Origin of the sequence: Streptomyces sp. NPDC001750 (assembly GCF_042892615.1) — a bacterium.
Lineage (GTDB): Bacteria > Actinomycetota > Actinomycetes > Streptomycetales > Streptomycetaceae > Streptomyces.
The window spans coordinates 175548-202008 of record NZ_JBIAUE010000012.1; the positions used below are offsets into that span (position 1 = coordinate 175548).

The following is a 26461-nucleotide window of genomic DNA, read 5'->3' on the forward strand; positions in this document are numbered from 1 at the left end:
AAGGCGAACAACTGTGCCAGTAGGCTCTGCACGCATGGAAGAGCAGGAAATGCCTACCGGCAGCGGAAAACGCCGTATCGGCGTGATGGGCGGGACGTTCGACCCGATCCATCATGGACACCTGGTGGCGGCCAGCGAAGTGGCCGCCCAGTTCCGCCTCGACGAGGTGATCTTCGTTCCGACCGGGCAGCCCTGGCAGAAGAGCCACAAGCGCGTCTCCCCGGCCGAGGACCGCTATCTGATGACGGTCATCGCGACGGCTTCCAACCCGCAGTTCTCGGTCAGCCGGAGCGACATCGACCGCAGCGGACCGACGTACACCATCGACACGCTGCGGGATCTGCGCGCGATCCACGGTGACGCGGATCTCTTCTTCATCACCGGTGCCGACGCGCTCGCCCAGATCCTCACCTGGCGGGACGCCGACGAACTCTTCTCGCTCGCCCACTTCATCGGTGTGACACGGCCGGGCCACACGCTCACCGACCCCGGACTGCCGGAGGGCGGCGTCTCCCTCGTGGAGGTGCCCGCGCTCGCGATCTCGTCCACGGACTGCCGCGAGAGGGTCGCGCAGGGGGAGCCGGTCTGGTATCTGGTGCCGGACGGTGTGGTTCGCTACATCGACAAGCGCCAGCTGTACCGCGGCGAATGAGTCAGAGGGGCACCGGTGAACGACCGACAGAACCCGTACGACCCGTATTACCAGCAGCCGCAGATCGTCGGCTACGACGAGTACGGGCAGCCGGTGTACCAGCAGGCCGGACCGCAGGCGTACGACACATACGACCCGTACGCGTCCCAGCAGACTCAGCACCCGCAGCAGCCTCAGCAGCACTCGTACCCGGCCGACCAGGGTGGCTACGGAACCGGCCGGAGCGGCAACGGCACTGATCAGAGCGGCTACGGAGCGGGTCAGGGATACGGATACGACCCCTACGCCCAGCCCCAGCAGGCGCATCCGGCTCAACCGCAGACGTACGACCCCTATGCCGCCCAGGCGCCCCAGCAGGCACATCAGACCCAATCTCACCAGCAGCACCAGCCTGAACAGCAGGCGTACGGCGGCTACGAAGGCTACGGCTACGACACCGGCCGGCAGCCCGCCGCCGTCGACACCACGCAGCAGTGGAACATCCCGCAGCAGGCGGCGGCTCCCCCGCAGGAGGCCGAGGCGTATCCGCAGCAGCGGTCCGCCGCGCAAGCGGTGCCGTCCGGGTCCTCGGCGCCGACCGCGCCGGGGGCACCCGCTCCCGATCGGGCCGAGCCGGAACAGCGGCCGGAGTCCGGGGCAGAATCGGAGTCGACGGTTCCGGGGCAGCGCCGCCCTGACTACCGCACCGAGCAGTTCTCCTTCATCGAGGAGCCCGACGAGGACTCCGAAGACGTCATCGACTGGCTCAAGTTCACCGAGAGCCGCAGCGAACGGCGCGAGGAGGCGCGACGCCGCGGCCGCAACCGCATGGTCGCGCTGATAGTCGTGGCGGCTCTCGTGATCGTCGGCGGCGTCGGCTATCTGTGGTCCGCCGGGATGCTCCCCGGCCTCTCCGACTCGGAGAAGGACAGCACCGCGGCGACGGGCCCGCAGCAGCGGGACGTCATCGTGGTCCACCTCCACGACACCAAGAAGGGCGGCACCTCCACGGCGCTGCTCGTCGACAACGTGACGACCAAGAAGGGGAGCACCGTCCTGCTCCCCAACTCCCTCGCGCTCGCCGACGACGAGGGCGCCACGACCACCCTCGGCAAGTCCGTCGAGGACGACGGCACCACAGGCACCCGCGAATCGATCGACACGCTGCTCGGCACCAGGATCAGCGGCACGTGGCGGCTCGATACTCCCTACCTGGAGACCCTCGTCGACCTCGTCGGCAACATCGACGTCGACACCGACACCGACGTGCCCGACACGAAGAAGGACGCCTCTCCATTGGTGAAGAAGGGGGAGGCACAGACCCTGAGCGGCCGGATGGCCGTCGCGTACGCCACCTACCGGGCACCCGGCGAGGACGAGGCGAAACAGCTCATGCGGTTCGGCGAGGTGCTGCGGGGCGTGCTGCGGAAGATCTCGGACGACCCGAAGGCCGCCACCGTCACCGTGCAGACCCTGGCGCAGATCCTCGATCCCTCGCTTCCCGAGAAGGACCTCGGCGCCTCCCTGGCGAAGCTCGCCCGGCACGCCAAGATGGGTGACCACAAGACGACGCTGCTGGCGGCGCAGGCCGACGGCACGCTCAGCGACACTGCCGCCGAGAGTGTCGTCAAGGACATCCTGGGCGGCACGGTGAAGGCTCCGGAGGCCGGTGCGGCGGTGCGTGTCGCCATCAAGAACGCCACCGGTGGCAAGGACGGCTCGGAATCCGCCCGGATCAAGCTGGTCAACGGCGGGTACATCTTCGTCGGCAGCAGCGCGACCGAGACCGCGGCGTCGTCCGAGGTGATCTACAAGAAGCCCGAGGACAAGGAGACCGCGACACAGGTCGCCAAGACCCTGGGGCTGCCGACGAGCGCGGTCAAGCAGGGGAGCCCCTTCTCCAACGCGGTCGTGTCCGTCCTGCTCGGGCAGGACTACAAGGCCAAATGACCTGAGCAGGGGCCCCGGGCCGCCGGTGTCGGACCTCGGCCACTCGGCCCGGGGCGCGGGACCGGCGGCCCGGCCGGTCCCGTCGCTCGGCCCGGGCGGGTTCGCCCCTGCCGATGCCGGAAGCGCTCCGAACGTTTGTTGTGTGGGCTGTCGGTGGTCCGTGAGACCCTAGGAGGGTGCTGAAGATCTCGGCCGGGCCCCCGACGCCCGGCGCGTACGTCTGCGGCGCCGCCGAAACGGCCCGACTGCTCCGCCAGGAGGCCGTCCCGGCGGACCGCGGTCGTGCGTACCGGACGGCCGCGTGCCGACACGACCGGGACGAGCAGCAGCCTCCGGGAGGTTCTCCGCGACCCCCGCGAGGGTGAACCGACCGCCGACGAAAGCCTGCTTGTGACCGCCACGGACCGCTCCATCGAGCTCATCAACACCGCCGCCCAGGCTGCCGCCGACCGGCTCGCGCACGACATCATCGCGTACGACGTCAGCGATGTGCTGTCGATCACGGACGCCTTCCTGCTGGCCTCGGCGCCCAACGACCGCCAGGTCAAGTCGATCGTCGACGAGATCGAGGAACGGCTCCTGAAGGAGCTCGGCGCCAAGCCGGTGCGCCGCGAGGGCGACCGCGACGCCCGCTGGATCCTCCTCGACTACGTCGACATCGTCATTCACGTCCAGCACAACGAGGAGCGGGTCTTCTACGCCCTGGAGCGCCTCTGGAAGGACTGCCCCGAGATCGAGCTCCCCGAGGACGCCGTCAAGACCCGGGGCAAGGCCGAGGAGCACGCCCAGCTCACCGGCGGCACGGAAGGCGAGCGGAGCTGAACGGCAGCAGGAGCGACAGGGGCCGCAAGATCGTCCTCTGGCGACACGGCCAGACAGCGTGGAACCTGGAGCACCGGTTCCAGGGCTCCACGGACATCCCGCTCACCGAGACAGGCGTCGGACAGGCCCGACGGGCCGCCCGGCTGCTCGCCTCGCTGAAGCCGCACGCGATCGTCGCGTCCGATCTGCGACGGGCTACCGCCACGGCCGCCGAGCTCGCCGCGCTCACCGGCATGGACGTCGCGCACGACGCGGGACTGCGCGAGACCTATGCCGGCGCCTGGCAGGGGCTCACCCACGAGGAGATCGTCGGACGGTACGGCGAGGAGTACGCCGCGTGGAAGCGCGGCGAGCCGGTGCGCCGCGGCGGTGGGGAGCTGGAGACCGAGGTCGCAGACCGGGCCGCCCCGGTCGTACTCGAACACGCCGACAAGCTGCCCGGCAGCGGCACGCTCGTCGTGGTCAGCCACGGCGGCACCATCCGCACCACCATCGGTCGGCTGCTGGGCCTGGAGTCGCACCACTGGGAAGGGCTCGGTGGGCTCTCCAACTGCTGCTGGTCGGTGCTCGGCGAGGGCGCGCGAGGCTGGCGACTGCTGGAGCACAATGCGGGCACGCTCCCCGAGCCGGTGCTGGGCGACGACACGTAGCCGGGCTCTCGTGGCAGGGCTCTCGCCGGGGCCGGCGCCGCATGAAGGTCCTTGCGGAGCCCCAGGAGGGCCTCGCGTGGGGCGGCAGCTGCCGGATTTCACTTTCTGGCTGGTCACAGGCTAGAGTTCTTCTTGTTCGCGGGGCAGAAACGCAAGAAACAAAGCGAACAGCGGGGCTATAGCTCAGTTGGTAGAGCGCCTGCATGGCATGCAGGAGGTCAGGAGTTCAATTCTCCTTAGCTCCACAATCAAGGATCCCGTCCCTGTCAGGGGGCGGGATCCTTGCGTTCCCGTCGACAAGGAGTCCTTGGCTCCTTACAGGCTGCGCTGCTCCGCCGCTCGGCGCCGGGTTCTGCGGCATCCGGCGCGACGATGTCCGCCCGTTCTCCTCCGTCCCTCGTTCCTCTCCCGGTGCCGCCCGAGGGCGAGATGCCTTCGGTGTCGGTCCTGTTGATGCGCCGTCAGCGTCCACGCTCCTCGTCAGCGGGTTCCCCCAAGGGAGTTGGCGTCGCCTGGCCGCTCGCTTCCGTTCCGGCCGGGCCGCTCCGTGCGGCGCGGCCGTGTCGCACGACGGTGGTCCGGGCGGGGTTCGGATCGCGACCTGTGCGATGCCAAGGGGCTCTGCCCACCGGTGGATTCGCCGCGGCGGATCCCGGGAGGCGGGGGCTTGATCGGCGCTTGGGAGGTGGTGGTGATCGGCCGAATCCGCGGTGGGCTGCCCCTCTTGCAGGCTCATGGCAGAATCGGAGCGCCGGAGGGGGCTACGGACTGAACGGGAGGGAGCGCGCGATGCTTGCGAGCCGCCACGAGGTCCCGGACCTGCCCCTCGTCCTCGGACGTCGCCTGCGTCCCCACGGCACCCGCGCCGACCGGCCCGCCGGTGGCCGGACCCGCGCGCTCGGCGGCGACGGCCGGATCTTTCACGTGTCCGCCGTCGGCGAGCGAAGCCGGAGCTGACCCATGGGTGCTCACAGGCGGAAGTGCGACTGGTGCGGCAGCGGTACGCCCATCGTCCGGGACATGGACCCGGTCAATCCCGAGTACCAGTACTGGTGCGAGGAGTGTGCGCGGGCACTGATCATAAAAGGCGACCCCATCGAGACCTACCGGGAGCTGGAGGGGGAGCCGATCTACGGGCGGCTGTTGGACGAGCACTGCACGCTCAAGCGCTTCTACTCCTTCGCCACCGCCTGAGGCTGCGTGACAGGTGGCTCATGGCGCCGACAAAACAGGTCGGATCCGGTCGGGCGCGAAACGATTTGGTGGAGTGGCGGGGTCACCGGTAATGTTCTCGATGTCGCCACGGGGAACCGGAAGGCGGACAACACGGGGCTATAGCTCAGTTGGTAGAGCGCCTGCATGGCATGCAGGAGGTCAGGAGTTCAATTCTCCTTAGCTCCACAGCGAAGAAAGAGAAGCGGGTCATCCTTCAAGGGGTGACCCGCTTCTCTTATGTGCATGCCGGAAGCGCTGGGCGCATCGAGTACGTCGAGCTCGTGCATCGGGCACATCGGATACCTGCGCCAGGCTTGTGCGCCGGTGCGTGCCCCGGTCCGTGTGTCCGCCCACGCGCGGGGCGGCCGATCCGGCGCATCGGCCCGGGCGAGCCGGTCGGCGCCGTGCGCGGAAGCGTGTCCCGAAGCGGGGGTTCGCCCGGGCGCTGGAAGGTGAGCTGTGCGGAGGAGGCCCTGCTCCATGTCCGAGGGCCGGTCACGCCCGGACCGGTTCCGGGGCCGTGCGGTACCCTGGCGCCATGCGTGCCGTACGCCTTCTGCTTAGCGAGCCGCGCTGATCAGTCCCGACCGGTGAGAATGCCTGGTCGGAATCGGCGCGGCGTCCCCTCCTGTGCGAGGGGATTTTTCGTTTCCGTAGACGCGTGTCCGTAGACATGGGCGCCGGCAGACGACGATCGATGGAGCTTTGAGGACCATGAGCGAGACGAATTCCGCAGCTGAGGCGGCTGCGCCGCACCGCTACACGGCGGCGATGGCCGCCGACATCGAGGCACGCTGGCAGGACTTCTGGGACGCCGAGGGCACGTACGAGGCGCCGAACCCGACCGGTGACCTGGCGGGCGACCCGGAGCTGGCCGCCAAACCGAAAAAGTTCATCATGGACATGTTCCCGTACCCCTCGGGTGCGGGGCTGCACGTCGGACACCCCCTGGGCTACATCGCCACCGACGTCTTCGCGCGTCACCAGCGGATGACCGGGCACAACGTGCTGCACACCCTGGGCTTCGACGCCTTCGGCCTGCCCGCGGAGCAGTACGCCGTGCAGACCGGCACACACCCGCGGGTCTCCACCGAGGCCAACATCGAGAACATGACCGCCCAGCTGCGACGGCTGGGTCTGGGCCACGACAAGCGCCGCTCGTTCGCCACGATCGAGTCGGAGTACTACAAGTGGACCCAGTGGATCTTCCTGCAGATCTTCAACTCCTGGTACGACACCGAGGCCGACCGGGCCCGTCCGATCGACGAGCTGGTCGCACAGTTCGAGAGCGGCGCCCGCCCCACCCCGGACGGCCGTGACTGGGGCGCGCTGAGCGCCGTCGAGCGCGCGGACATCCTGAGCGAGTACCGCCTGGCGTACGCCTCCGACGCGCCGGTCAACTGGTCGCCCGGCCTGGGCACCGTGCTGGCCAACGAGGAGGTGACGGCCGACGGACGCTCCGAGCGCGGGAACTTCCCGGTCTTCAAGGCCAAGCTGCGCCAGTGGAACATGCGTATCACGGCCTACGCCGACCGGCTGCTGAACGATCTGGACGGGCTGGACTGGCCCGAGGCCATCAAGCTGCAGCAGCGCAACTGGATCGGGCGTTCCGAAGGCGCGCGGGTCGACTTCCCGGTCGACGGCGCGGACGCCATCACCGTCTTCACTACCCGGCAGGACACCCTGTTCGGGGCCACCTACATGGTGCTGGCGCCGGAGCACGAGCTGGTGGAGCGGATCGTTCCGGACGCCTGGCCGGAGGGCACCCACCCGGTATGGACCGGTGGACACGCCACCCCGGCCGAGGCCGTCGCCGCATACCGCAAGCTGGCCGCCACCAAGTCCGACGTGGAGCGGCAGGCCGAGGCCAAGGACAAGACCGGCGTCTTCACCGGCGCGTACGCGACCAACCCGGTCAGCGGCGAGAAGGTCCCGGTCTTCATCGCCGACTACGTTCTGATGGGGTACGGCACCGGCGCGATCATGGCCGTCCCGGCGCACGACGCGCGCGACTTCGCCTTCGCGCGCGCCTTCGAGCTGCCGATGCGCTGTGTCGTCGAGCCGTCGGACGACCGTGGCACGGACCCCTCGACCTGGGACGACGCCTTCGCCTCGTACGACGCGAAGCTGGTCAACTCCGCCAACGACGAGATCTCGCTGGACGGGCTGGGCGTCGTCGACGCCAAGGCGAAGATCACCGAGTGGCTCAAGGAACACGGTGTCGGCGAGGGCACCGTCAATTTCCGACTGCGCGACTGGCTGTTCAGCCGGCAGCGCTACTGGGGCGAGCCGTTCCCCATCGTCTACGACGAGGACGGCGTCGCCCACGCGCTGCCCGAGTCGATGCTGCCCCTGGAGCTGCCGGAGGTCGACGACTACTCGCCGCGCACCTTCGACCCCGACGACGCGGACACCCAGCCCGAGACGCCGCTGTCCCGGAACGCCGAGTGGGTCAACGTCACCCTGGACCTGGGCGACGGCCCGAAGAAGTACCGCCGCGAGACCAACACCATGCCCAACTGGGCCGGCTCCTGCTGGTACGAGCTGCGCTACCTGGACCCGCGGAACGACGAGAAGCTGGTCGACCCCGCGATCGAGCAGTACTGGATGGGCCCGCGCGAGGGACAGCCGACCGGGGGCGTCGACCTGTACGTCGGCGGCCAGGAGCACGCCGTGCTGCACCTGCTGTACGCCCGCTTCTGGTCCAAGGTGCTGCACGACCTGGGGCACATCTCGTCCTCCGAGCCGTTCCACAAGCTGTACAACCAGGGCATGATCCAGGCGTACGTCTACCGGGACAGCCGCGGCATCGCGGTCCCGGCGGCCGAGGTCGAGGAACGTGACGGGAAGTTCTACTACCAGGACGAGAAGGTCAGCCGCGTCCTGGGCAAGATGGGCAAGTCCCTGAAGAACGCCGTCACGCCGGACGAGATCTGCGCCGAGTACGGGGCGGACACGCTGCGCCTGTACGAGATGGCCATGGGCCCCCTGGACGTCTCGCGGCCGTGGGACACGCGTGCCGTCGTCGGCCAGTTCCGGCTGCTGCAGCGGCTGTGGCGCAACATTGTCGACGAGGAGACCGGCGCGGTCACGGTCGTCGCCGCGGACCCGGACGAGGAGACGCTGCGCGCGCTGCACAAGGCGATCGACGGGGTCGGCCGGGACATGGCCGGCATGCGGTTCAACACCGCCATTGCCAAGGTCACCGAGCTGAACAACCACCTGACGAAGACGGGCGGCCCGGTGTCCCGGAGCGTCGCCGAGTCGCTGGTGCTGCTGGTGGCGCCGCTGGCCCCGCACATCGCCGAGGAGCTGTGGCGGCGTCTGGGTCACACCGGATCCGTGGTGCACCAGGACTTCCCGGTCGCCGACCCCGCGTACGTCGTGGACGAGACCGTGACCTGTGTGGTGCAGGTCAAGGGCAAGGTCAAGGCGCGCCTGGAGATCCCGCCGACGATCTCGGACGAGGAACTGGAGGCCCAGGCCCTGGCGGACCCGGCCGTGGTCGCCGCCCTGGGCGGTGCGGGCATCCGGAAGGTGATCGTCCGGGCGCCGAAGCTGGTCAACATCGTTCCCGCCTGAACGGCGGTGAGCGTCGCCGCGTGACGGGCACGGACAAGCGACCGGCAGGCCGCCCCGTGTGAATGGGGGCGTTCCCCTACGGGCAGGTTGGGGGTTCCGAAGGAACCCTCGGCCTGCCCGTAGCGTTTACGGTGGAGTGGCCGGCACCGATACGACACCCGAGGGGCGCTCATGGAAGCCGTGATCCTGATCCTGGGATTGCTCTTTTTCGCGTTCATCGCCCTGGGGGTGTACGCGAGCGTCAAGGCCATCGGCGCGGCGAAGCGGGGTGTGGACCGCACGATCGTCCAGGCCCGCCGCGCGGTCGAGGACACCACGCTGCGCGCGAAGAGCTACGGCCAGACGGGTGTGGGCGGAGAGCTTGCGCAGCTGCGGCTCTCGCTGCGCACGTCGATGCGGGCCACGCAGGAGGCGCTGCGGGCGGGGGTCGTCGAGGACGCCTCGCTCTCGGAGTCACTGGACCTCTTCCGGCGGCTCAGTGTGCACGGACGCGAGCTCGACGAGGATCTGAGGAGGCTGGAGCGCGAGCCCGACCGGGCGACGGTCGCCGCACTGCTGCCGGAGCTGAAGGAGCGCACGGAGCGGATCACGCACTCGGCGGACTCGCTGCGCTGGGCCGCCCGGGACCGGGCACGGCGGTTCGTCGACGACGATCTGGAGGCGTTGAACGCGCAGATCGACATGGAGGCCGGAGCGCTGCGGCACTGGACGATCGAGCCGAACGAGCCCGTCCGGGAGCGGAGCCACGACCCGCGGCCCGACGCTCACACACAGGCCGACGGTCGTGCACAGGCAGAGGGCCGGGGGCAGGCCGACCGCGGCGGGCAGGGACAGGGGAACGGGAACCAGCGGCACGAGCACGGGGCGGCCGACGGCCGGGAGCGGGCCATACCGGCTCCGGACCCCCGTATCCAGCCCGAATACCCGTGGCAGAAGACGGCTCGGCCGGAAACGACGACCTGAGCCGTTCGGTGGCCGAAAGCGCCAGGATGTGGCCCGAAGTGAGCGGGAGCGGTGCATCGGTCGGGGTCGGACTGCCGAGTGGTGGGCCCGCCAGGTAACCTCCCGCTCATGTCCCGCCATGTCGCGATCGTCACCGATTCCACGGCCTATCTGCCGCCCGAGGCGATGGAACGGCATGGCATCATCGCGGTGCCTCTGACCGTCGTCCTCGGCGATCAGGCCTTGGAGGACGGCACGGAACTCTCCGCCCGCGAGCTCGCCTCGGCGCTCCAGAAGCGCCGCCCCGTGACGACATCCCGGCCCAGCCCGGAAGTCTTCGCGGCCGCGTACCGAGCGGCGGCCGACGCCGGAGCCTCCGGCATCGTCTCGCTCCACCTCTCCGCCGAGATGTCGGGCACATACGACGCCGCGCTGCTCGCGTCGAAGGACGCGCCGGTTCCGGTACGTGTGGTGGACACCGGAATGGTCGCCATGGCTCTCGGGTTCTGCGCGCTGGAGGCGGCGGAGACGGTGGAGGAGGGCGGAAGCCTTGACGAGGCCGTCGCGGCTGCGGAGAAGCGGGCCGCGGGCACGTCCGCGTACTTCTACGTCGACACGCTGGACTATCTGCGCCGGGGCGGCCGTATCGGCGCCGCTCAGGCGCTGTTGGGATCGGCGCTCGCGGTGAAGCCGCTGCTTCGGCTGGAGAGCGGCCGTATCGAGCCGCTGGAGAAGGTACGGACGGCGTCGAAGGCGATCGCGCGTCTGGAGGAGATCGTCGCGGAGGCGGCGGGCAGCGCGCGGGTGGATGTCGCCGTGCACCACCTGGCGGCGTCGGAGCGGGCCGAACGGCTCGCCGAACGGTTGCGCGAGCGGGTGCCCGGCCTGGTCGATCTGCACGTCAGCGAGGTGGGTGCGGTGATCGGCGCGCACACCGGACCCGGTCTGCTCGGAGCGGTTGTCTCGCCACGCTGAGGCCGGACCGTTCCCGGCCTTCGACTCCGGGCCCGCCTCTCTCTGCTCTCGGCCCGCCTCCGTCTGCTCTCGGCCCTCGGCCCTCGAATCCCGGCTTCGGCTCGGAGTCGCAGTCCGCGGATCCTGGCTTCGGCTCGGAGCCGCAGCCCTCGGGTTCGATGTCCGGCTCGTGGTCACTGCGACCGGTGGGCCTCAGGACTTCCGGCCCTCGGGACCTCAGGACTTCCGGCGCGCGTTCCGGCCGGTCGGTCCCCGGATTTCACTCCTCGGTGTGGCCGAGTTATTCACAACTGGCCCGTTGTCCACCGAAATCGGGTCGGCCCAGCAGGTTCGGGCGAATGTGCCTACCGTCGTGAGGCATGACTCTGCGAACACTCCGTACGACCAGCACACTTCGCGCGACCGATGGCGGCAGTAGCAGCGGACCGGGGCGTGGTCGTGGCGGCTCCGGTCTCGGCCCCGGACGACGGCGGGCGTCGCGGGGGAGCAGGGACGGTGTGGCTGCGACCGCGCGCCGTCGCGCGGACGCGCTCATGGGAGGGGCGGACGGTGAACCGGGCACGCGATCCGTGCCTGAGGCGCCCACCGGTCCGGACCCCGACCCGCTCGTGGCGCCGGGCCCGTTACCGGCGACGGCACCGGCCGCCGCCCCCACACCACCCCCTCGTTCGAGCACGACGTCCCCTCCGGCCCCGCCCCCGGGGAACGGCTCCGCCCTGCCGGGCCCGCGGGCGCGGCTGGGGCCCGCGCTGCGGGAGCGGATTCCGGTATGGCTGCAGCTCAGATGCGGGGTGGAGCCCAAGACCCTCGCCGCACTGGCCGTTGTCCTCGCCGTGGCCGTGGGCTTCGCGGCGGCACATTTCTGGTCGGCGCGTCCGCATCCCGTGCGGCCGCCAGACCTGGTCGGCGAGGCCGCACGGGCCGGGGCGGCGCGCCCGGCGCCCGGTGACGCCGCAGTCCCCGGGCCGTCGCCCGGAGCAACGCCCGTCGCAGAGGAGGCCGCTCACGTCGTCGTGGACGTGAGCGGGAAGGTGCGGCGGCCGGGGATCCAGCGACTGCCGTCCGGTGCCAGGGTCGCCGACGCACTACGGGCAGCGGGCGGAGCCCGGTCGGGCGTCGACCTCACCGGGCTCAATCGGGCGCGGGTTCTCGTGGACGGGGAGCAGATCGTGGTGGGTGCCCCGCCGGGCTCTCCCGTCGTCGACGGAGGGGCATCCCCCGGCGGCACGGGCGGCGGTTCCGGCTCCGCGACCGGGCCGGTCAGTCTCAACAGCGCGACCGTCGATCAACTCGACACACTGCCAGGCGTCGGACCGGTGCTCGCTCAGCACATCATCGACTACCGCATGCGGCACGGCGGCTTCCGGTCGGTCGACGAGCTGCGTGAGGTCAACGGCATCGGCGACCGGCGGTTCGCCGAACTCCGGCCATTGGTGGGGCCATGAATCCGGCGCAGACCCACGCGGTGCCGGACAGTCGGCCGGTGTCGAGCGGTCGGCCCGGGGTGTCAGACCCTCGGCGGGAGGGTCCGGCGGATCTGAGGCTGGTCCCACCGGCGATCGCGGCGTGGGCCGGGGCGGCACTCGCGCTGAGCGCGCCCGGGTGGTGGACGGCGGCAGGCGCGATGCTCTGTGTCGGCACGGCCCTGGTGCTCCTGGCGCTGCCGAGGGTCTCGACGGCCGGTGGGTCCCGCGGGGCCGGAGCCGGCACCGGGGGAGAGGCGGCCGACGGCGGGAGCACGGCGGGCGGACGGCGGTCGTATACCACCGCGACCGCCATCGCGGCGGCGCTGCTCTGCGCCGCCGTCGGTGCCACGTCGGCCGGACTGCACAGTGCGGACGTGCGGAAGGGGCCGGTGCACGACCTGGCGCAGCACTTCGAGAGCGTCGAGGCGGAGGTGACCGTGACCTCCGACGCCCGGCGGACCGTGCCGCGGGTGCGCGGGGACCACAGCACACCCGTCTCGCTCCTCATCGACGCCGAGATCACGCGGCTGACCGGGCCCGACGGTGCGGTCACGCGGCTGAGCACGCCGGTGCTGCTGATCGTCCCACCCGGCGGATCGACGGACCGGTGGCAGCAGTTGCTCCCCTCCACCCGACTGCGCATCGGCGGCCGGCTGGCGCCGCCCCTGCACGACGGGGAGCGCAGCGCCGCCGTACTGCGGCCGGAGAGCAAGGGCCCACCTCGCATCATCGGGCCGCCCTCCTTCGTCCAGCGCACGGCGGGTGCGCTGCGGGGCGGCCTGCGGCAGGCCACCGAGCGGCTCGATCCCGACGCCCGGGCGCTGCTGCCCGCGCTGGTGGTCGGCGACACGTCCCGGATCTCACCGGAACTGCACGAGGCCTTCCGGGCGACCGACCTCACCCACCTGATGGCGGTCTCGGGTGCCAACCTGGCCATTCTGCTGGCCCTCCTGATCGGGCCGCCGGGCACCGCACTGCGCGCCGAACGTCGCGGCCTGGCACCCCGGTTGGGCATCCCGCTGCGGCTGACAGCATTGCTCGGCGGAGGGCTCACGCTCGCCTTCGTGATCGTCTGCCGACCCGAGCCGAGCGTGCTGCGGGCCGCGGCCTGCGGACTGATCACCCTGCTCGCCATCGGCACGGGCCGCCGCAGATCGCTGATCCCGGCCCTGGCCGCAGCGGTCCTGCTGCTCGTGCTGTACGACCCGTGGATGGCGCGCAGTTACGGCTTCGTCCTCTCCGTGCTCGCCACCGGGGCCCTGCTCACCATCGCGCCCCACTGGAGCGGCGCGCTGCGGCGGCGCGGATTCCCGCCCCGGGTCTCCGAGGCGCTGGCCGCGGCCGCCGCCGCGCAGGCGGTGTGCGCGCCGGTCGTCGTGCTGCTCGCTTCGAGGGTCAGCCTGGTGGCGGTCCCGTGCAATCTGCTGGCCGAGTTCGCGGTGGCTCCGGCCACGGTCCTGGGGTTCGCCGTGCTCGCCGCCGCGCCGGTGGCCATGCCGGTGGCGGAGACGCTCGCCCGGGTCGCCGGATGGCCCGCCGGGTGGATCGGCTCGGTGGCCCGCACCGGGGCGGCGCTGCCCGGGGCGGCGATCGACTGGCCCGGTGGTGGGAAGGGGGCGCTGTTGCTCGCCGCGCTGACGGTCCTGGTGGTGCTGTTCGTCCGTCGTGCGGTGCGCCATCCATGGGTCTGTGTGGCGGCCGCGCTGCTGCTGGTCCTCGCGGTGCTCCGCCCGGTGCCGCTCACCCGGGTGCTGACCGGATGGCCGCCTCCCGACTGGGCGTTCGCGATGTGCGACGTGGGGCAGGGGGATGCGCTGGTGCTGGCCGCGGGGGGTGCCAGGGGCGTGGTCGTCGATACCGGGCCCGAACCGGAACTCGTCGACCGGTGTTTGGACGACCTGAGCATCTCCGAGGTGCCGCTCCTGGTACTCACACACTTCCACGCGGACCATGTCCGGGGACTGCCGGGGGTACTGCGCGGCCGAGCCGTGGGGGCGATCCAGACGACGAGCCTGGACGAACCCCCGGACCAGGCCGCGTTCGTACGGAGAACGGCCGCCGCGTCGGGCGTACCCCTGATCCGGGCCGCCCCCGGTGAACGGCGACGGCTCGGTCCGCTCGACTGGCAGGTCCTCTGGCCGGCGGGTGGCGCGGGGCCGGGCAGGGCGGGGGGCGTTGCCTCCGTGCTGCCGGGGGAGTTCCTGCCGAGGGAGCCCAACAACTCCAGCATCACGCTGTACGTCCGGACCGGCGGGCCGACGCTGTTGCTCCTCGGCGACCTCGAACCCCCGGCCCAGCAGGGGCTGTTGCGAACACACCCGCAGCTGCCGCACGTGGACGTGCTCAAGGTGGCCCATCACGGTTCCGCCCATCAGGACCCCGCTCTGATACGCGGCGTACACCCGAGGCTCGCCCTGGTGAGCGTGGGCAGGGACAACCCGTACGGGCACCCCTCCCCGCGCACCGTCGACGCGCTCAGGGCGGGCGGCGCGGTGGTGCTGCGCACGGACACGGATGGCGCGGTCGCCGTTTCGGGAGCCGGGGCGGGACTGCGGGCGGTCGGGCGCTCGTGAACGCCACCGCGACGTACCGTCATGCGGATTGCCCGCACGGGCATGTCGTCGTGGCCGCGATCGTGGCCGTGGACCGCTCCGTGGCCACGGCCGCGCGGACGGTCGTCGGGCTGCCTCGGACCACGGTCAGCCGTCGTGGACCGTTCTGTGGCCCCGGCCACACGGGCTGCCGCCGGCCGCCGCGGACGGCTGTCGACGGTCCGTCGTAGGACATCGGCCTGGCGTGAGTGGCGTCGGGTGCGGGCGGAGGAGGTTCCGGGGCGCCCGGGCAGTGTGACGTCGACCGCAGGGAGCGGTGGGCCGGGCAGTTCGTCAGTGGGGAGCCGGTGTGCCGCGCCACCGACCGCGGCGCAGACGGAGTGGTCAATTCGGACCTTCGGTAACACCTCTACACAAGCACCTGCGAGCTGCTCCGTTTGCCTCGAACGCCACAAGGGTGGTCGAATGCATGCTCGTCGGTGGGCCGGTGCTCCGACGCGTATGTCCAGTCGTCAGGCCCCAAGGTGACTCACCCCGAGGGGGTAGGCAAGAGATGTTCGGTCGCTGGCTGCGAAGCAGGGAAACGGCGAACGTTCCGCGTGGCAACGCCCTCACCGGGCTGGATGTGCCGCACACCGCCGGAGTGCTCAGCTGCCGCGTGCTCGACCCGGTCAACGATGCCGTCCAGCAGGCCGAGTTCGTCGTCACGGACGGCGCGGGCCGGAAGGTCGTCGGCGGTGAGACGGATCCGTACGGCAGCATCCTCGCCACGGTCCCGGCCGGTGAGTACCGGCTGGCCGTCACGGCCGAGGGCTTCACCCCGTTCCACGGCACGGCCACGGTCGTCGAGGGCGGCCACGCGAGCCTGGGCGACATCACCCTGCAGATCGTTGCACCCCCGCAGCTCCCCGCGCCGGGCGAGTGGGAGGTGGAGCCGACGCATTCGCAGATCGGCTTCACGGTCCGGCACATCGGCATGGCGCGCATCCACGGCCGGTTCAACACCTTCGCGGGTGCCGTCCGGATCGCCGACCGTATGGAGGAATCCGCCATGCACGTGGTCATCGACGCCGCGTCGATCGACACGAACGTCCAGATGCGTGACGACCACCTGCGGTCCAGCGACTTCCTGGACGTCGGCCGCTACCCGACGATGGAGTTCTACAGCGACCGTTTCGTCCACCGCGGCGGCACCCGCTGGGGTGTGACCGGTGCGCTCACGCTGCACGGCGTCAGCCGCACGGTCACCCTGGACACCCAGTACCTCGGCCTGGGCAACGGTCTGGAGGGCGAGACCCGCGCCGCCTGTCGGGCCACCACGGAACTGCACCGCGAGGACTTCACCCTCACCTGGCAGACCATGCTGGCCCGAGGCATCGCGGCCGTCGGCTCCAGCATCTCCATCGACATGGACATCCAGATCGTCCCCAAGACCTGAGCCGCGGGTGCCTCGCTAAGGCGCTTCGAGCCACCCCTCGTACTCCGCGGCGAAGGCATCCAGCGCCGAGGAGTCCAGCCGCCCGGACGGGTCCTCCACGACCACCAGCCACTGGGCGTCCTCGGCATCGTCCTCACCGGCCAGCGCATCGCGTACGAGCTGAGGCTCCTCGGCGACCCCGAACCGGTCGGCGAGCTCTCCGGCCACCTCCTCCGCGGCATCGCGGTCGGGCAGCACCAGCACATGTCTCACATCGCTCACCTGCCCATTCTCCCGTGCCAGGTAAGCCGCGGTCCGGTGAGGCGGCCTCTAAGGGCTGTCCCGTAATCCCTGGCGGGCGCACGACGACGGCTACGGCATCGCGTTGTCGGAACGTCCACATACATCCAGACAGCCCTTAGCAATGTGCCGAATTTTCCGGCCAGGGCGAGCGGCGGGAGCGGAGAGGCGGGCGGGGGAGCGAGTCCGGAAGCTGTCAGTGGTGCATGGGATGCTGGACGGCGATGGCCACCAGAAGGAATTCCACCGACGACCCGCTCGCCCCCCTCACGCTCGCCGTGGGCCAGGAGGACCTGCTCCTCGACCGCGCCGTGCAACAGGTGGTGGCGGCGGCCCGGGCCTCCGACCCCGACACGGATGTCCGTGACCTCACCTCCGACCAGCTCCAGCCCGGCACCCTGGCCGAGCTGACGAGCCCCTCGCTCTTCGCCGAGCGCAAGGTGGTGATCGTGCGCAATGCGCAGGACCTCTCCGCCGACACGGTCAAGGACGTCAAGGCGTATCTCGGCGATCCGGTCGAAGAGATCACCCTTGTGCTCCTGCACGCTGGCGGCGCCAAGGGCAAGGGCCTGCTGGACGCGGCGCGCAAGGCGGGTGCACGGGAGGTCGCCTGCCCGAAGACGACCAAGCCGGCCGAGCGGCTCTCGTTCGTACGGTCCGAGTTCCGGGCGCTGGGGCGCTCGGCTACGCCCGAGGCGTGCCAGGCGCTGGTCGACTCCATCGGCAGCGATCTGCGGGAGCTGGCGAGCGCGGTCTCGCAGCTGGTCGCGGATGTCGAGGGCACCATCGACGAGGCGGTCGTCGCCCGTTACTACACGGGCCGTGCCGAGGCGTCGAGCTTCACGGTCGCCGACCGTGCGGTGGAGGGCCGGGTGGCGGAGGCGTTGGAGGCCTTGCGCTGGTCGCTGTCGACCGGGGTGGCGCCGGTGCTGATCACGAGTGCGCTGGCGCAAGGCGTACGGGCGATCGGCAAGCTGTCCTCGGCCCGCGGCGGGCGGCCCGCCGACCTCGCCCGTGAGCTGGGGATGCCGCCGTGGAAGATCGACAGGGTGCGGCAGCAGATGCGTGGCTGGACACCCGACGGGGTGGCCGTCGCCCTGCGGGCGGTCGCGGAGGCCGACGCGGGGGTCAAGGGCGGCGGAGACGATCCGGAGTACGCCCTGGAGAAGGCCGTGGTCGCGATCGCGCGGGCGGCGCGGTCGGGGCGGTAGCGGCTGTAGGGGCGGCGGGGGCGGTAGGGCCTGCCCGGTGGATCAGGGCCGGACACGCCTGGCCTAGGCCCTGATCCGCCGGACAGACCTGGCCCCGGCCGCGGCCCTGATCCGCCGGAAAGACCGCGGCCCCGGGCCTTCAGGGTCCGCAGGAACGCCTACGCCGAAGACCCCGCCCCCCGAACGCCTGCGCCGAAGGCCTCTCCCTCCCCGTAACGCGTACGCCGAAGGCCCCGGCCTCGCTCTGGGGAGAGCTGAGGCCGGGGCCTTCGGTTCACGCTTGGTGCGCCGCACCCGCGTGGCGAACGCAGGTTCGGTGTGCGGCGCGGGGGCCGGGCAGGGGCGGGAGAGAGGGCCCGCTGGTCCGTTCCGGCAGGTGGATCTCAGACGGCTCAGCCCTGGAGGGAGGCAACCTTGGAGGCCAGCGCCGACTTCTTGTTGGCGGCGGCGTTCTTGTGGATGACACCCTTCGAGACGGCCTTGTCGAGCGCACGGGAGGCGTCGCGAGCGGCCGTGGTGGCCTTCTCGACGTCACCGGCGGCGACGGCCTCACGGGCCTTGCGGATAGCGGTCTTGAGCGAAGACTTGACGGCCTTGTTGCGCAGGCGCGCCTTCTCGTTCGTCTTGTTCCGCTTGATCTGGGACTTGATGTTCGCCACGAAAGAGCCTTTTCAGGTTCGTTGGATCTTCGATGTGTGCCCCGTGGCCCGGGAGGGTCGCGAAGCACAGCTGTCAACGGTACCAGCCGCGCTCCGACCGGCCCAAACCGGTCTCCGCCCCGTAACCATGGGACGATGGAGGCTACGTATCGATCCGACCGAACCGACATCGACCCGAGACACGGCGTTCGGCGTCTCAAGAATCAGGACCCTGCGTGCCCGCGACTCCTACCAACGTGCCCGAGCCGAGCCGTACCGACCCGGCGCTGATCCGCAACTTCTGCATCATCGCGCACATCGACCATGGCAAGTCGACCCTTGCCGACCGGATGCTCCAGCTGACGGGCGTGGTCGACCAGCGGCAGATGCGCGCCCAGTACCTCGACCGCATGGACATCGAGCGCGAGCGCGGCATCACCATCAAGTCCCAGGCGGTCCGTCTGCCCTGGGCCCCGACCACGGGCGAGGACCAGGGCCGCACCCACGTCCTCAACATGATCGACACCCCGGGCCACGTGGACTTCACCTACGAGGTCTCCCGCTCGCTCGCCGCCTGCGAGGGCACGATCCTGCTGGTCGACGCCGCACAGGGGATCGAGGCCCAGACGCTGGCCAACCTCTACCTGGCGATGGAGAACGACCTCACCATCGTCCCGGTGCTCAACAAGATCGACCTCCCGGCCGCGCAGCCGGAGAAGTTCTCCGAGGAGCTGGCCAACCTCATCGGCTGCCAGCCGGACGACGTGCTCAAGGTCTCCGCGAAGACCGGTGTCGGCGTGGACGCGCTGCTCGACCGGGTGGTCAAGGACATCCCGGCCCCGGTCGGCCGGGCCGACGCCCCCGCCCGCGCGATGATCTTCGACTCGGTCTACGACTCGTACCGCGGCGTGGTCACGTACGTCCGTGTCGTCGACGGCCAGCTCAACAAGCGCGAGCGGATCCGGATGATGTCGACCGGCGCCACCCACGAGCTGCTGGAGATCGGGGTCTCCTCCCCGGAGATGACCGCGGCCGACGGTCTCGGCGTCGGTGAGGTGGGATACCTCATCACCGGTGTGAAGGACGTCCGGCAGTCCAAGGTCGGTGACACGATCACCTCCCAGAGCAAGGGCGCGGACGAGCCGCTGGGCGGTTACAAGGACCCCAAGCCGATGGTGTTCTCGGGGCTGTACCCGCTGGACGGCTCGGACTACCCGGACCTGCGCGAGGCGCTCGACAAGCTCCAGCTCAACGACGCCGCCCTCGTGTACGAGCCGGAGACCTCCGCCGCGCTCGGCTTCGGCTTCCGCGTCGGCTTCCTCGGGCTGCTCCACCTCGACGTGATCCGGGAGCGCCTGGAGCGCGAGTTCGGTCTCGAACTCATCGCCACCGCGCCCAACGTGGTCTACCGCGTCGAGATGGAGGACGGCACCGAGCACACCGTCACCAACCCGAGCGAATTCCCCGAGGGCAAGATCGACCAGGTGCACGAGCCCGTCGTGCGCGCCACGATCCTCGCGCCCAGCGAGTTCATCGGCGCGATCATGGAGCTCTGCCAGAGCCGGCGCGGCACCCTGCTCGGCATGGACTACCTCTCCGAGGACCGGGTCGAGATCCGCTACACCCTGCCGCTGGCCGAGATCGTCTTCGACTTCTTCGACCAGCTGAAGTCCAAGACGCGCGGCTACGCCTCCCTCGACTACGAGCCCACCGGCGAGCAGACCGCCCAGCTCGTCAAGGTCGACATCCTGCTGCACGGCGACAAGGTCGACGCGTTCTCCGCCGTCACGCACAAGGACAAGGCGTACGCGTACGGCGTGCGGCTGGTCGCCAAGCTGCGCGAGCTGATCCCGCGGCAGAACTTCGAGGTGCCGATCCAGGCGGCCATCGGTTCCCGGGTGATCGCCCGTGAGACCGTCCGCGCCATCCGCAAGGACGTCCTCGCCAAGTGCTACGGCGGTGACATCTCCCGTAAGCGGAAGCTGCTGGAGAAGCAGAAGGAAGGCAAGAAGCGGATGAAGATGGTCGGCAGCGTGGAGGTGCCGCAGGAGGCCTTCATCGCGGTGCTGTCCACGGACGAGTCCGGCGGGGAGAGCAAGGGCAAGAAGTAGCCCCCGCCCTTCCCCCGCCCGGGGGTGGCACCCCGTGAGGCCCCGACGGGCCCCCGTGTCGCGACGTACCGCGCGACACGGGGGCCCGTTTGTTATGAAGCGGCGGCCCCTTGCCTCTTACGCGGCGGACGCGGGCGCTCTACCCTGATCACGGCCTCGTAGTTACTCGCCAGTTAAACAAGTGGGACCGGGTAGCGCGGGGTGAGCAGCGGGGGACGGGTGTCGCGGCCGCGCGGAACGCGTCCGGCTCGCGCGGGACGTGCGCCCCACGTGGACGCGCGGCCCGGGCGGGACGGCGAGCACGCGGGCGCACGAAGGAACGCGGTGCCGGCCCGAGGGAACGGAAACAGCAGCCCAGCAGGAAACGAACAGCTCAGCAGGAAACAAGCAGCCACACATAGTGCCGTGACCGGCAAACGTTGCCGGGAGCGGCACTAGCCACCAGCAGCGACCAGCAGCCGGTCGTGAAGTACTGCCGCAGGCCCGGAGGATGTCGTGAGCGACACACAGACCCAGATCGAGAACCGACCGCCCTCCGTGGCGAACCTCTTCATCGACCGCGTGGCGGCGACTCCGAACGGGGAGGCGTACCGCTACCCGGCCCCCTCGGCCACCGGCGAGGGACCCGATGACTGGAAGTCGCTGAGCTGGGCCGAGGCCGCCGAGCGGGTGTACGCGATCGCGGCGGGACTCATCGACCTGGGTGTGCGGCCGGAGGAGCGGGTCGCGCTCGCCTCCAGCACCCGGGTGGAGTGGATCCTCGCCGACCTCGGCGTGATGTGCGCGGGCGCCGCCACCACCACGGTCTATCCGTCGACCAACGCGGACGAGTCGGCGTTCATCCTCTCCGACTCCGAGAGCCGGGTGCTGATCGCGGAGAACGCGGAGCAGCTGGCCAAGGCCCGCGAACGCCGCGAAGGGCTGCCGAACCTCGCCCATGTCGTCGTCGTCGACCCGGAGGACGCCGGACCCGCCGAGGGCGACCCCGAGGGCTGGGTGCTCACCCTCGCCGATCTGGAGGCCCGGGGCGCGCGCTACCTGGCCGAGCACCCCGACGCGGTCGAGAAGCGGGTCGCCTCCATCACGTCCGACCAACTGGCCACCCTGATCTACACGTCCGGCACGACCGGCCGCCCCAAGGGCGTGCGGCTGCCGCACGACAGCTGGTCGTACATGGCCAGGGCCACCGTGGCGACCGGCCTGATCACCAAGGACGACGTCCAGTACCTCTGGCTGCCGCTCGCGCACGTCTTCGGCAAGGTCCTCACCTCCGGTCAGATCGAGGTCGGTCACGTCACCGCCGTGGACGGCCGGGTCGACAAGATCATCGAGAACCTGCCGATCGTCCAGCCGACGTACATGGCCGCCGTGCCCCGCATCTTCGAGAAGGTCTACAACGGTGTCGCCGCCAAGGCTCGGGCCGGCGGAGGGGCGAAGTACAAGATCTTCCAGTGGGCGGCCGGGGTCGCCCGCGAGTACGCGGTGGCCTCGCAGGACAACTTCCGGCGCACCGGCGCGGCCTCCGTCCCGTTCGCCCTCAGGGCCCGGCACAAGATCGCCGACACCCTCGTCTTCGCCAAGATCCGCGAGGCCTTCGGCGGCCGGCTGCGCGCCTGCATCTCCGGTTCCGCGGCACTCGCCCCCGACATCGGCTACTTCTTCGCGGGCGCCGGCATCCACATCCTGGAGGGCTACGGCCTCACCGAGACCAGCGCCGCCTCCTTCGTCAACCCGGGCGAGGCGTACCGCACCGGCACCGTCGGCAAGCCGCTTCCCGGCACCGAGGTGCGGATCGCCGACGACGGCGAGATCCTGCTGCGCGGCCCCGGCGTGATGCAGGGCTACCACGGGCAGCCGGAGAAGACCGCCGAGGTGCTGGAGGCGGACGGCTGGTTCCACACCGGGGACATCGGCGAACTGTCCGTGGACGGCTACCTCCGGATCACCGATCGCAAGAAGGACCTGATCAAGACGTCCGGCGGCAAGTACATCGCCCCGGCGGAGATAGAGGGGCGGTTCAAGGCGGTCTGCCCGTTCGTCTCGAACATCCTGGTGCACGGCGCGAACCGCAACTACTGCACCGCCCTCATCGCGCTCGACGAGCCGACCATCCTCGGCTGGGCCGCCGAGAACGGCCTGGGCGGGAAGCCGTACGCCGAGGTGGTGGCCTCCGCGCAGGCCGTCGAGCTCATCGAGGGCTATGTGCAGCGGCTCAACGAGGGGCTGCAACGCTGGCAGACCGTCAAGACGTTCCGGCTGCTGCCCCGCGATCTGGACATCGAGCACGGCGAACTGACGCCGAGTCTGAAGCTGAAGCGGCCCGTCGTCGAGCGCGAGTACAAGGACCTCATCGAGGACATGTACGTGGGGGCCCGCGAGGTGTAACCGCGCAATCTCGCCAGGGCGCGGCGGCATCCGCGGGGCGCCCGGCGCAACGGCCCCCACCGCACCCCGTGAGGCCCGGTATCCGGGCCCGCGCGGTGCGGTGACAGGGGCTTTCGGACCGGCCGCGCCATGCGGCCGGTCCGTATTCTTCTGCGCTCACTTCGGCAACTCGCCGCTTATGGACCTGGTCCATCTGTCAGTCTGTCGGTGTCGTCAGAGGCTTCCAGCGAGAACAGACAGCAACGAGAACAGCCAGAGCGAGAACAGGTCAGGAGCTGCGCCGTGGGGTCCATTCCCTTGCAGCGGGACATCGTTCAGCGTCCCGGTATCACCGTCGGCCGTGCGGATGAGCGGCCGGTGGCCCGTACATCTCTGCCCGGAAATCTCCTTGCCCCTTCCGCCGGCCGCCGGTTCGTGCGGGCCGCGCTCACCGAGTGGACCGGGAGCGGACTGCCCGCGGCGGTGGGTGTCAGCGAGCGGCTGGCCGACGACGCCTCGGTCGTCGCCAGCGAACTGGTCACCAACGCGGTGGTGCACGCCGGGACCAACGTCGAGCTGCTGTGCCGGCTGGAGGAGGCCACCGAGGACGAGGCCGCGGCCCTGGTGCTGGAGGTCTCCGACCACCACCCCGCCCGCGCCGTGCGCGGCGAACGCCCGGAGGACGGCGGCCCGGCGGACGACTCGGCCGCCACCGGCTTCGCCGCGCCCAGCGATCCCGCCGAGTACGGCCGCGGCCTCCAACTCGTCGGCACCCTCGCCGAGCGCTGGGGCATCACGTACCGCACGGGTCTCAAGACCGTCTGGGCCCGGCTCCCCGTCGACGACTGGAACCCCTTCCCCGAACCGTCCGCCGAGACCGGGTTCCAGCACGGGCTGCGCGCCGCCGAACTGCTCGCCCCCACGGCCCGGCGCGCCCTGCGCGACGACGCGGACTGGGCCGGCCGGGGCGCGCTCTCGTTCCTCGCCGAAGCCTCGGACCTGCTCGCCGGTCAGCTCGACGAGGACATCGTCGCGGCGCTCGCCGGACAGTTACTGGTGCCCAGGCTCGCCGACTGGTGCGCGATATGGCTGGAGCCGGAGAACGGTGGCCCGGTGGCCGTGCCCCGGCTCGCCAGCGTCTGGCACCGGGACGAGACCGAGACCGTGCCGCTGCGCACGGTGCTCGAACAGGACCCCATCCGGTTGCCCGAGCGGGTCGGCACCGGTCCCGTCTGCCTGCCCTGGCCCTGGGGCGAGGAGGAAGGGGCGGGAGGGGAGGAGCCGGAGGCGCACGCGCGGGCAGCCCTCGCCTACCGCATCACATCGGGCGGCCGCACGCTCGGCGCCGTGCTCCTCGGCCGGGAGGGCGCGGGGCGCGTCCCCGACGAAGTGACCGCCCTGATCGAGGACTTCGTCCGCCGGGTCGGCCTCGCCGTCGGCGCCGCCCGCGCCTACACCAGGCAGGCCACGATCAGCCGCATCCTGCAGCGGGCGCTGCTGCCCGGCAAGGTCGCCGACATCCCCGGGGTGACCAGCGCGCTGGTGTACGAACCCAGCGACGACGGGGTCGTCGGCGGCGACTTCTACGACATCTTCCCGTGCCCCGGCGACCGCTGGTGCTTCGTCCTCGGCGACGTCCAGGGCAGCGGCCCCGAGGCCGCCGTCGTCACCGGCCTGGCCCGGCCGTGGCTGCGGCTGCTGGCCCGCGAGGGCTTCGGCGTCGGCGAGGTGCTGGACCGGCTGAACCGGCTGCTCCTCGACGACGCGATGGAGGCGGCCGAGGCGGCCGCCCTCATGGTGGCCGCGGCGGGCGGCCAGCAGACCGCGGACACCGGGCAGTCCCGCTTCCTCTCCCTGCTGTACGGGGAGCTGGTCCCGCTGCCGGACGGCGGCGTGCGCTGCACCCTGGCCAGCGCCGGCCATCCGCTGCCGTTGCTGCTGCGGCCGGACGGCGAGGTGCGCCCGGCCGCCGAGCCGCAGATGCTGCTCGGCCTCTTCGACGACGTCGCGTACGAGAGCCAGAGCTTCGACCTGGCGCCGGGCGACAGCCTGCTGTGCGTCACGGACGGGGTGACCGAGCGGCGGTCCGGAACGCTGATGTTCGACGACGGGGACGGTCTGGCCCGGGCGCTGGCCGACTGCACGGGCCTGTCGGCGGACGGCATCGCGGACCGGATCAAACGGGCCGTGCACGAGTTCGCCGAGCGCCCGCCGGACGACGACCTGGCGCTGCTGGTGCTCCAGGCGGGGTGAGCGCGGGCGCCCGCCGTCACGGGCGTGCGTCAAGGGCATGCCTCCGGGCCTGCGTCATGGGCATGGCCGGGCGATGCCGCCCGACGGGGGACAATGGGCGGTATGCCTTCCGTACTGCCCGATGGTGAACCCGTGCCCGACGACGGGGCGCTGCCCCGCCATGCCCTGGAAGGCGCCGCCGACCGTCCGCTCGGCTTCTACCTGCACGTGCCCTACTGCGCGACCCGCTGCGGCTACTGCGACTTCAACACCTATACCGCGACCGAGCTGCGCGGCTCCGGCGGCGCCCTGGCCTCCCGGGACAACTACGCCGCCCATCTGATCGGCGAGGTCCGCCGGGCCCGCGAGGTCCTCGGCGACGACCCGCGCAGGGTCCGTACGGTCTTCGTCGGCGGCGGGACGCCGACCCTGCTGGCCGCCGCCGACCTGGTCCGGATGCTGGGTGCGATCCGCGACGAGTTCGGTCTCGCGGACGACGCCGAGATCACCACCGAGGCGAACCCGGAATCCGTCGGTCCGGCGTATCTCGCCGAACTGCGGGAGGGCGGCTTCAACCGGATCTCGTTCGGCATGCAGAGCGCCCGGCAGCACGTGCTGAAGGTCCTGGACCGCACGCACACCCCCGGACGGCCACAGGCGTGTGTCGCCGAGGCGCACGCGGCGGGCTTCGACCACGTCAACCTCGACCTGATCTACGGCACGCCCGGCGAGTCCGACGACGACTGGCGGGCCTCCCTGGACGCGGCGATCGGGGCCGGTCCGGACCATGTGTCCGCGTACGCGCTGATCGTCGAGGAGGGCACCGGGCTGGCCCGGCGCATCCGGCGCGGCGAGATCTCGATGACCGACGACGACGCCCACGCGGACCGGTACCTGATCGCGGACGAGGCGATGACCGCGGCGGGCTTCTCCTGGTACGAGGTGTCGAACTGGGCCCGCACGCCCGAGGCCCGCTGTCTGCACAACGAGCTGTACTGGCGCGGGGCCGACTGGTGGGGCGCCGGACCGGGGGCGCACAGCCACGTCGGAGGCGTGCGCTGGTGGAACGTGAAGCACCCCGGGGCGTACGCGCAGGCGCTGGCCGAGGGGCGCTCGCCCGGCGCCGGGCGGGAGATCCTCTCCGCCGAGGACCGGCGGGTCGAGCGGATCCTGCTGGAACTGCGCCTCGCGGACGGCTGCCCGCTGTCCCTGCTGAAGCCGGAGGGTCTGGCCGCGGCCGACCGTGCGGTCGAGGACGGACTGTTGCAGCGGGAGCCGTACGGACGGGGGAGGGCGGTGCTCACCCTGCGCGGACGCCTGCTGGCCGACGCGGTGGTGCGGGACCTGGTGGACTGAGGGGCCCCGCTCGTCAGCTGCCGGAGGGACCGGATCCGGGGATCGTC

At 71.1% G+C, this 26461-nt stretch carries 19 protein-coding genes and 2 tRNA genes; 19 read left to right on the forward strand and 2 right to left on the reverse strand.

The window, feature by feature from the left end:
- Positions 1-34 precede the first annotated feature (34 nt).
- The 14 genes from nadD to ACFYY6_RS20285 all read left to right on the forward strand — a co-directional run bounded on the left by nadD (position 35) and on the right by ACFYY6_RS20285 (position 16223).
- Positions 35-652, forward strand: a complete 618-nt coding sequence (gene nadD / locus ACFYY6_RS20220) for a nicotinate-nucleotide adenylyltransferase (protein ID WP_351519841.1) — start codon at positions 35-37, stop codon at positions 650-652.
- A gap of 15 nt (positions 653-667) precedes the next feature.
- Entirely contained in the window at positions 668-2581 is a 1914-nt protein-coding gene (locus ACFYY6_RS20225) for an LCP family protein (protein ID WP_389194452.1), read from the forward strand.
- Between the two features lie 390 nt (positions 2582-2971).
- Positions 2972-3403, forward strand: a complete 432-nt coding sequence (gene rsfS, locus ACFYY6_RS20230) for a ribosome silencing factor (RefSeq protein ID WP_073783528.1) — start codon at positions 2972-2974, stop codon at positions 3401-3403.
- Positions 3400-4053: a histidine phosphatase family protein gene (locus ACFYY6_RS20235; RefSeq protein ID WP_388650013.1), complete on the forward strand. Its 654-nt coding sequence runs from the start codon at positions 3400-3402 to the stop codon at positions 4051-4053. The genes rsfS and ACFYY6_RS20235 overlap by 4 nt, the downstream gene beginning before the upstream one ends.
- A gap of 172 nt (positions 4054-4225) precedes the next feature.
- A tRNA-Ala gene (locus ACFYY6_RS20240) sits at positions 4226-4298 on the forward strand.
- A 544-nt stretch (positions 4299-4842) separates the two neighbouring features.
- Positions 4843-5010: a hypothetical protein gene (locus ACFYY6_RS20245; protein ID WP_389194455.1), complete on the forward strand. Its 168-nt coding sequence runs from the start codon at positions 4843-4845 to the stop codon at positions 5008-5010.
- Positions 5011-5013: 3 nt separating this feature from the next.
- A complete protein-coding gene (locus ACFYY6_RS20250) occupies positions 5014-5247 on the forward strand; it encodes a hypothetical protein (RefSeq protein WP_026277450.1) in 234 nt (77 codons plus the stop codon).
- A 134-nt stretch (positions 5248-5381) separates the two neighbouring features.
- A tRNA-Ala gene (locus ACFYY6_RS20255) sits at positions 5382-5454 on the forward strand.
- Between the two features lie 528 nt (positions 5455-5982).
- Positions 5983-8850: a leucine--tRNA ligase gene (leuS, locus tag ACFYY6_RS20260; RefSeq protein WP_389194458.1), complete on the forward strand. Its 2868-nt coding sequence runs from the start codon at positions 5983-5985 to the stop codon at positions 8848-8850.
- A gap of 171 nt (positions 8851-9021) precedes the next feature.
- Positions 9022-9813, forward strand: coding sequence for a hypothetical protein (locus tag ACFYY6_RS20265; RefSeq protein ID WP_351519847.1), 792 nt, complete (start codon positions 9022-9024; stop codon positions 9811-9813).
- Positions 9814-9921: 108 nt separating this feature from the next.
- Positions 9922-10767 carry a DegV family protein gene (locus tag ACFYY6_RS20270; RefSeq protein WP_351629760.1) on the forward strand — a complete coding sequence of 282 codons (846 nt, stop codon included), beginning with the start codon at positions 9922-9924 and terminating at the stop codon, positions 10765-10767.
- A 791-nt stretch (positions 10768-11558) separates the two neighbouring features.
- Positions 11559-12212: a helix-hairpin-helix domain-containing protein gene (locus ACFYY6_RS20275; RefSeq protein WP_389194462.1), complete on the forward strand. Its 654-nt coding sequence runs from the start codon at positions 11559-11561 to the stop codon at positions 12210-12212.
- Positions 12209-14806 (forward strand): ComEC/Rec2 family competence protein, encoded by a 2598-nt coding sequence (locus ACFYY6_RS20280; protein ID WP_389194465.1) that lies wholly within the window; start codon positions 12209-12211, stop codon positions 14804-14806. The genes ACFYY6_RS20275 and ACFYY6_RS20280 overlap by 4 nt, the downstream gene beginning before the upstream one ends.
- A gap of 532 nt (positions 14807-15338) precedes the next feature.
- The gene (locus tag ACFYY6_RS20285) at positions 15339-16223 is read left to right on the forward strand and encodes a YceI family protein (protein ID WP_351519853.1); all 885 of its coding nucleotides are present in this window, start codon (positions 15339-15341) and stop codon (positions 16221-16223) included.
- 15 nt (positions 16224-16238) lie between these two features.
- On the opposite strand, the gene ACFYY6_RS20290 is transcribed toward ACFYY6_RS20285, so the two are convergent.
- Entirely contained in the window at positions 16239-16484 is a 246-nt protein-coding gene (locus ACFYY6_RS20290; protein ID WP_199883160.1) for a hypothetical protein, read from the reverse strand.
- A gap of 242 nt (positions 16485-16726) precedes the next feature.
- Here ACFYY6_RS20290 and holA point away from each other — a divergent pair, with 242 nt between their 5' ends.
- Positions 16727-17713, forward strand: a complete 987-nt coding sequence (gene holA, locus ACFYY6_RS20295; RefSeq protein ID WP_351519855.1) for a DNA polymerase III subunit delta — start codon at positions 16727-16729, stop codon at positions 17711-17713.
- A gap of 392 nt (positions 17714-18105) precedes the next feature.
- Here holA and rpsT read toward each other — a convergent pair whose 3' ends face one another.
- Entirely contained in the window at positions 18106-18372 is a 267-nt protein-coding gene (gene rpsT / locus ACFYY6_RS20300; RefSeq protein WP_073787504.1) for a 30S ribosomal protein S20, read from the reverse strand.
- A 215-nt stretch (positions 18373-18587) separates the two neighbouring features.
- Between rpsT and lepA the strand changes: the two genes are divergently transcribed.
- From lepA to hemW, 4 genes are all read left to right on the forward strand, one after another.
- The gene (lepA, locus tag ACFYY6_RS20305) at positions 18588-20462 is read left to right on the forward strand and encodes a translation elongation factor 4 (protein WP_351629772.1); all 1875 of its coding nucleotides are present in this window, start codon (positions 18588-18590) and stop codon (positions 20460-20462) included.
- Between the two features lie 495 nt (positions 20463-20957).
- Entirely contained in the window at positions 20958-22847 is a 1890-nt protein-coding gene (locus ACFYY6_RS20310; RefSeq protein WP_389194468.1) for an AMP-dependent synthetase/ligase, read from the forward strand.
- Positions 22848-23144: 297 nt separating this feature from the next.
- Positions 23145-25079 carry a SpoIIE family protein phosphatase gene (locus tag ACFYY6_RS20315; RefSeq protein WP_389194502.1) on the forward strand — a complete coding sequence of 645 codons (1935 nt, stop codon included), beginning with the start codon at positions 23145-23147 and terminating at the stop codon, positions 25077-25079.
- Between the two features lie 93 nt (positions 25080-25172).
- Positions 25173-26414 carry a radical SAM family heme chaperone HemW gene (hemW, locus tag ACFYY6_RS20320; RefSeq protein ID WP_389194471.1) on the forward strand — a complete coding sequence of 414 codons (1242 nt, stop codon included), beginning with the start codon at positions 25173-25175 and terminating at the stop codon, positions 26412-26414.
- Positions 26415-26461: the final 47 nt, after the last annotated feature.

Excerpts from the sequence above, each read along its gene's own strand:
- nadD (WP_351519841.1), top strand. The coding sequence starts at position 35 with ATGGAAGAGCAGGAAATGCCTACCGGCAGCGGAAAACGCCGTATCGGC.
- ACFYY6_RS20245 (WP_389194455.1), top strand. The coding sequence starts at position 4,843 with ATGCTTGCGAGCCGCCACGAGGTCCCGGACCTGCCCCTCGTCCTCGGA.
- ACFYY6_RS20250 (WP_026277450.1), top strand. The coding sequence starts at position 5,014 with ATGGGTGCTCACAGGCGGAAGTGCGACTGGTGCGGCAGCGGTACGCCC.
- leuS (WP_389194458.1), top strand. The coding sequence starts at position 5,983 with ATGAGCGAGACGAATTCCGCAGCTGAGGCGGCTGCGCCGCACCGCTAC.
- ACFYY6_RS20265 (WP_351519847.1), top strand. The coding sequence starts at position 9,022 with ATGGAAGCCGTGATCCTGATCCTGGGATTGCTCTTTTTCGCGTTCATC.
- ACFYY6_RS20270 (WP_351629760.1), top strand. The coding sequence starts at position 9,922 with ATGTCCCGCCATGTCGCGATCGTCACCGATTCCACGGCCTATCTGCCG.
- ACFYY6_RS20280 (WP_389194465.1), top strand. The coding sequence starts at position 12,209 with ATGAATCCGGCGCAGACCCACGCGGTGCCGGACAGTCGGCCGGTGTCG.
- ACFYY6_RS20285 (WP_351519853.1), top strand. The coding sequence starts at position 15,339 with ATGTTCGGTCGCTGGCTGCGAAGCAGGGAAACGGCGAACGTTCCGCGT.
- holA (WP_351519855.1), top strand. The coding sequence starts at position 16,727 with ATGGCCACCAGAAGGAATTCCACCGACGACCCGCTCGCCCCCCTCACG.
- hemW (WP_389194471.1), top strand. The coding sequence starts at position 25,173 with ATGGGCGGTATGCCTTCCGTACTGCCCGATGGTGAACCCGTGCCCGAC.